The sequence below is a fragment of the Pseudomonas sp. 1 genome, from assembly GCF_056626735.1.
On sequence record NZ_JBWXMQ010000021.1, the window covers coordinates 84954 to 90953 of the forward strand.

Consider the following 6000-nt stretch of genomic DNA (forward strand, 5'->3'; position numbering starts at 1 on the left):
GGAGTGGAAGGGCAATAGGCTTTGTTGATGTAATGATGTAGTTGAATTTTGTTTGTGGTTGTTGTGTTGATATATTATTAGCTCAGAGCTTTGGTTCGGGTGTTTTTCAGATGTTGGATAAATTGAGTTTTAGTTTCTGATGAATTTTATCTATTTGGGGAGTTGGTTTAATGAGTTGTAATTTTGATGATTTAAGTCGGTTTCTTAGCTATGTTTTACGCCACGAGCCAGAATATATTGGGCTTGAACTTGATGCTGAAGGATGGGGAGGTATTAAAGAATTAATATCGGGTAGCGCTGGAAAAGGTGTTTTCATAAACTTGGTGGAGGTTGAGAAAATTGTTTCTATGAATGATAAAAAACGTTTCGAAATTTCCAGCGATGGATTAAGGATTCGTGCTATACAAGGGCACTCGACCAAGTTGGTTAGTCGCAGGTATTCTGAGTTAGAACCTCCAGAATATTTGTATCATGGTACAGCAGAACGATTTCTGGAGAGTATTCGACATCGCGGTCTTGTTCCAGGTAGCAGGCATCACGTACACCTAACAAGCGACAGAGTTTTAGCGTCAGAGGTGGGGCGGCGATATGGCAAGGTTATCTTGCTGAAAATAAACTCTCAGTCTATGTATGGAAAGGGCTTTGTTTTTTTTAAGTCTGAAAATGAAGTTTGGTTAACCGATAGTGTACCCGCTGATTTTATAATTGAGGTTGATGAAGAGTAGTCGTGCTACTCTTCATCTTCCCAGGTTTTATGCGTTTCTGTTGCGGCAGCTAACCAGTCGCTAAAGGTTTTATAGCTGCCATGAAGCTCCCAGCCCACTGCGGCATAAGCGTGGATTATGAGTACCTGAGGATCTCCGGAATTATCGTTTCCATCAAAACAGGCGATATCATCGTTCGCATTAAATTTGGCAAACGGTATTAAGTCTCTCTGTGGGTAAAGGCTTTTTAGTGTGTGGTGCCAATAGTTGACATCTCCATCTTCAAAGACGATGAACCACCAAGGCTCAAGATCGACTTCAGGAACGGTGCTGATGGTTTTTATAAAGCTTTTTGGATATTGAAATTCACTTCTGTTTTGAATATGTAAAAAGTAATTCATTCTTTGCCGCTCAGTTTTGGAAGCTCGTGTGAGCCGTAAGGAGTTTCTTTGCCGAAGCGCTTTGGCGACTGCTTGCCGACTCTTAATTCGATCGCTTGTCCCCATGTGTCAGGTTTCTTTCCTTTTACGGCGAAACGCTGCTGTTCAGGCACAGTGACAGGGTCATTATAAGAACGTTCTCTAGCCTCCACTTTGATCCCTGCTTCACGTGCAGCCCGAACCCGAGTGTTGTCCATACTGGTTAGATGACCGTCTGGCATTCGTACAACGTCAATTGGATCACCTTGCCACCCTTTTTCTTTCATACTTGTGACCAAGTTTTCATAAGTATAATTATTGCCTGCTCTATCAATTTTATTGTATGAAACAGACGTTTGGGAAAATCTTACCTCGTTGGGGTCAATAGAGCGCACTTTGGGGCAGTGTGCCAATGTAGAACTCAATCCCAATGGATCCACCCACCCCATAGGATTAGGCACGTACTGGTAGCTATTCAACCCACCCGCAAGCTTGATCGGATCCGGCGTCAAAAACCGTCCAGTCCCCGGATTGTAGTAGCGATGCCGGTTGTAGTGTAGGCCCGTCTCAACATCGAAATACTGACCCTGGAATCGCAACGGATTGTCGATTTCGCTGACGTCCAGCGCAGCGAGGTTGCCGTAGGCGCGGTACTTCGCGGACCACATGATTTCGCCGCTGTAGTCGGTGAGTTCCTGTGGCGTGCCCAGGTGATCGAGCTGATAGTAGAACGGCGTTGCCTTGCGCGGGCCTTCACCGTCGAGCATGGCCAGCGGGCGGAAGCTGCCGGGTTCGTAGATGTAGGTGCGATAACGGTTATCGCCGCTTTCGGCGATCAGGCGTTCGCCTTGCCACAGGAACTCGGTGGTGTGGCCGTCGACAGTTTTTTCGATTCGGCGACCGAAGGCGTCGTATTTGTAAGACGCGGTGCTGCCACCCGGCAGGCTGACGCCGATCAGTCGGTGCTGGCAGTCGTAGCGATATTCAGTGACGAGTTTCTGGCCAGCGCCACGGCGTTCGCGAATCAGGTTGCCAAAGGCGTCGTAGTCGTAATGGCGATCACCCTGCATCAGCAGGCGGTTGCCTTTGACGTTTGCGAGATTTGCTGTGCCTTCATTGTTCTGGCCGAGCAGGTTACCGGCCGGATCATGAGCAAAGCTTTCCGGCGTAGCGCCACGAACGCTAATCAAGCGATCGAGCGGATCGTAGTGGAAGCTGCGGTTGCCTTTGCGGCTGTCGTCGATACCGGCGAGGTTGCCGTTTGCGTCGTAGTTGTAGCGGCGCTGGAACAGGTTTTTGTCGCGTTGGCTGACGCTGTGGGCCTGCAAGCGGCCTTGTTCGTCATATTGATACTGGCTGAGCAACAGGCCTTGCTGGCGTTGCTGTTCGCGACCACCGCTGAACTGGTGAGACGTCAGGCGCGAGCCATTGAGATCGATGCCGCTGAGCATACCGCCGGGTTGGTGGCGGTAGTCGAGTGTGCTGCCATCGGGCAGGCGGCAGTGCTTGAGCTGGCCGACGCTGTCGTACTCATAACGCAAGGTGCCCCAGCCCTGGTGTTCGGTGACGAGGCGGTCTTGCAGGTCGTATTCGTAGGCGAGCGGCCAGTGTCCGTCGTCGACGTTGACCAGGCGGCCGAGGGCGTCGTAGCTGTAGTGGATGTCTTCGCCATCGGGAAGAGTTTTCACCAGAAGCCTGCCAGCGGCATCGCGTTGGTATTCAGTCACCAACTCGCTGCCGTCTTCACCGAATTCGGTTTTCTTCAGCAATTGGCCATTGAGGTCGTATTCGTATGCAGTGCGACGACCGTCGAAGCCGGTTTCTTGCTGGATCAGGCCATTCGGGAAGTAGTCGAGGTTGTAGTGCTCGCCGCGCTCGTTTTCGATTTCGGTCAGCAGCAGGCGCGAGTTGTCGTAGCGGTAGCGCAGCTGGCTACCGTCAGGATTGATACGACGGCTGACAAGGTGCAGGTTGTCGGCATATTCGTAACGGGTGACGCGGCCGAGTTCGTCGCGTTCGGCAGTGACGTTGCCGTAGGCGTTGTAGGTGAACGCGCGCGTTGCGCCGCCCGGCAGGGTAATTTGTGCAAGGCGGTTGGCGGTATCCCATTGGTATTGGGTAATGGCCCCGGACTCTTCTTGCCGAGTAATCTGCCGCCCCAACGCGTCGTAGCGATATTTGCGTTGACCACCGTCGGGCAGGCGTTCTTCAAGCAATTGACCGAGGTTGTTCCAACCCAGTTGGTGGCTGCTGCCATCCGGGTGACGGATCTCCAGCAAACGTCCTTGACGGTCGTAGCTGTAGAACGTCGAATTTCCGTCCGGGTCGATTTGCTGGGTAACATCGCCCTGTCTGTTGCGTTGATACTTCCAGCTGGCTTTGCCGCGATGAACATCACTGACGAAACCGTTGCTGTACTCGTAGGTGATGGCCTCATCTTCAGGAGGGATGACGGCGATCATCAATCCATTGTCGTCGTACCGGTATTCGGTCACGGCGCCGAGAGGATCCTTTTCCGCGACCAATTGGCCTTTATCGTTATAGGCCTTGAGGTGCTCGGCACCATCCGGGTCGATCTTGCTGATCAGGCGCGCCTGGTCGTCGTGGGTGTAGACCTCTTCGCTGCCATCGGCGTTGGTAACGGTCACGCTGCCTTTGTCATCCCAGGCGTAGTGCGCGTCCATCTGCGAGAAGTTTGCCCAGTGGTGGATGCATCGAGCCAGTTTTCCTTCGTTCTCCCACTCCCAGAAGAAGCTCGCGCCGCCGGCCAGTTGCCGTTCCAGAATCACATGTTGATCGTTGTAGCGATAACGCTCGGCTTCCCCGGCAGCATTCTTCGCTTCAATCAACCGGTGCTGCGCGTCATAGCTATAGGTGATCAGCGTCTGGACAGTGCTCCAGGCATCCTCAAGATTGTCCGCTGGAAGAAACTGCTGATAGTCGACAGCCACAATATGTTTGCGGTCGTAGCGCAAAAGCAGCGAACGACCGGCGCCGTTGTCGAGGCGCTTTATACGGCCATGTATGTCCCGGGTAATGTGAAGGCGATTGCCATAGCTGTCGCTGATGGCGATCAGGGTGGCGCCTTTGCTGTTGAACCGGAAGTGGTAGAACGATGGGCGTTTGCCGGCTTGAGCCAGTACCAGTTCTGACGGGTCATCGCCGAGGAAAATGGCTGCACGCGAGAGGCTGTTGGTGATCGCCGGGCGCTGCTCGCTTGGAAGCGGGAACGGTGTGGAGCGGTTTTCGTGGTCGGTCCAGATGACTTCATCGCCCACGATTTCGATGCGGTGAGCAAGGGCGTGACTCCACCCGTACCCCAAGCCACAGTTGATTTCCACGGCGCTGGTTCTGTACAGGCGTGTCCATTCAAAGGGCAGCAAACCGTCTAGCTGACCATCTGTGAGCGTCAGCAATTCTTCACCGGTAACCATCGAGACCGGGCATCCGTTGGTGCATGTCGCTGAGGCCGGCTCGGCACTTTTTTCTGCGGGCGACTTTGCCTGCCTGGATACATCGTCTCCCGCTTTTCCTCTACCTAGGGTCGCGTTTCTCTTTCCATCAAACCTCAGTTCAGAAACACCATTTCTCACCTTCGCCGTAACCCCACGCGCCGCAACGGCAGTGTACTTGGCGACGTATTCCATGAAGCCCTTGATGATCTTGAATACTGACTCCACAAAACCAGTGACAGCCTTGATGATGATCTGCCCGTACTTTTTCAGGCGTGCGGCGAGATAGATTACGCCCGTACCCTCCGCAGCAATTGTCAGCACGATACCAATCACGATGTCGATGGCGATGCCGACGACTGCCGCAGTTGTCATCTTTGCTGATTCACCTGCCAGTTTCGTTGGTGGCAAACCTGCCAACCAGATCACGGCACTGCGTACCATCAGGAACAGTGCAGCTTCGTCGCTGGCCAGCAACATCGCTTTTTTCATGACGTCCGGGGATTGTTTAGCCAGATCAATCAGCTTCTGGGTACCCGCCCCCAAATCGTTGGCAAATTTTCCCGGATCCTGAAGGATGTCGAGAACCAGACTGATGCCATCCCACACCCCTTTGATAGCCTCCCAGCCGCCCTCAAGGATGCCGCTGCCAACAGCCATCGCCATGCCGGATGCAGATAGATTCGACCATTGCGGTTTGAAACCGGCCCATTCTTTGCGCAGGAAGCCTTCAAGGTCCGCCGTGATGCCTTTGTAGGAATTGAAAAGGGTGTCGATCTGGCCGGGCGTCACTTCGTTGTGAACACGGATTTTGTAAAATTTGCCGGGAATGCCACCTGTCCAACTTGCCTTGCCTTGGGCGTCAAGTTTGACCTTGCTGACTGCGCCACCTTCCACAGCAACGATTTCAACTTCGATATTGCCAAGTGGAATGTCATAAACCGATTCAAACTTGCTCTCGATCAGCAGCGGTCCCTTCAAAGGGCACCGGGCCACGTTCGACGTGAAGTCGCCGTCTGTCATGCTCACCGATTTGCTGGTGTTGCCGACCTTGATCACTCGCTCCATGCCCAGCAGGGAAGGCAGATCGGCGGCCCGACTGGCCTTGTCGGCAGCTCTCGCATACCAGGTTTTGGTTTGTTCCTGGTACAGCGTCAAGCTGTCCTTGAAGGTGTCAAGTTGCTTGTCAATGAAAGCAATGCGTTCCTTCGCGATCATCAGCCTTGCTCCATAATCAGGTGATCCAGCAGTTTTTCTTTGCGGTTTTCAGATGTGTCCGGCCGACGCACGAAACGGGTGATTTTCAATTTCAGATTGTTCTCGGGCCACGCGCTGTAGAGGTCCGGGCGTGCCTCTTCGAGCCATTGCATCAAGTTGCCGACCAGCGTCGTCCGGTCTTCCTCCGCCAACCGATCCAACAACCCC

At 53.2% G+C, this 6000-nt stretch carries 3 protein-coding genes and 1 pseudogene; 1 reads left to right on the plus strand and 3 read right to left on the minus strand.

Features of this window, described 5'->3' with window-relative positions; all coding sequences use genetic code 11:
- Positions 1–170: 170 nt before the first annotated feature.
- Positions 171–725 carry an RNA 2'-phosphotransferase gene (locus tag AC1MDC_RS25540; RefSeq protein WP_480393924.1) on the plus strand — a complete coding sequence of 185 codons (555 nt, stop codon included), beginning with the start codon at positions 171–173 and terminating at the stop codon, positions 723–725.
- Between the two features lie 5 nt (positions 726–730).
- Here the strand turns inward: AC1MDC_RS25540 and AC1MDC_RS25545 are convergent, their stop codons facing one another.
- From AC1MDC_RS25545 to AC1MDC_RS25555, 3 genes and pseudogenes are all read right to left on the minus strand, one after another.
- The gene (locus AC1MDC_RS25545; protein WP_480393925.1) at positions 731–1105 is read right to left on the minus strand and encodes a hypothetical protein; all 375 of its coding nucleotides are present in this window, start codon (positions 1103–1105) and stop codon (positions 731–733) included.
- Positions 1102–5793 (minus strand): RHS repeat-associated core domain-containing protein, encoded by a 4692-nt coding sequence (locus AC1MDC_RS25550; RefSeq protein WP_480393926.1) that lies wholly within the window; start codon positions 5791–5793, stop codon positions 1102–1104. The genes AC1MDC_RS25545 and AC1MDC_RS25550 overlap by 4 nt, the downstream gene beginning before the upstream one ends.
- Positions 5793–6000 (minus strand): annotated as a pseudogene (locus tag AC1MDC_RS25555) (DUF4123 domain-containing protein); the annotation flags it as partial. The gene AC1MDC_RS25550 and the pseudogene AC1MDC_RS25555, both read right to left, overlap by 1 nt.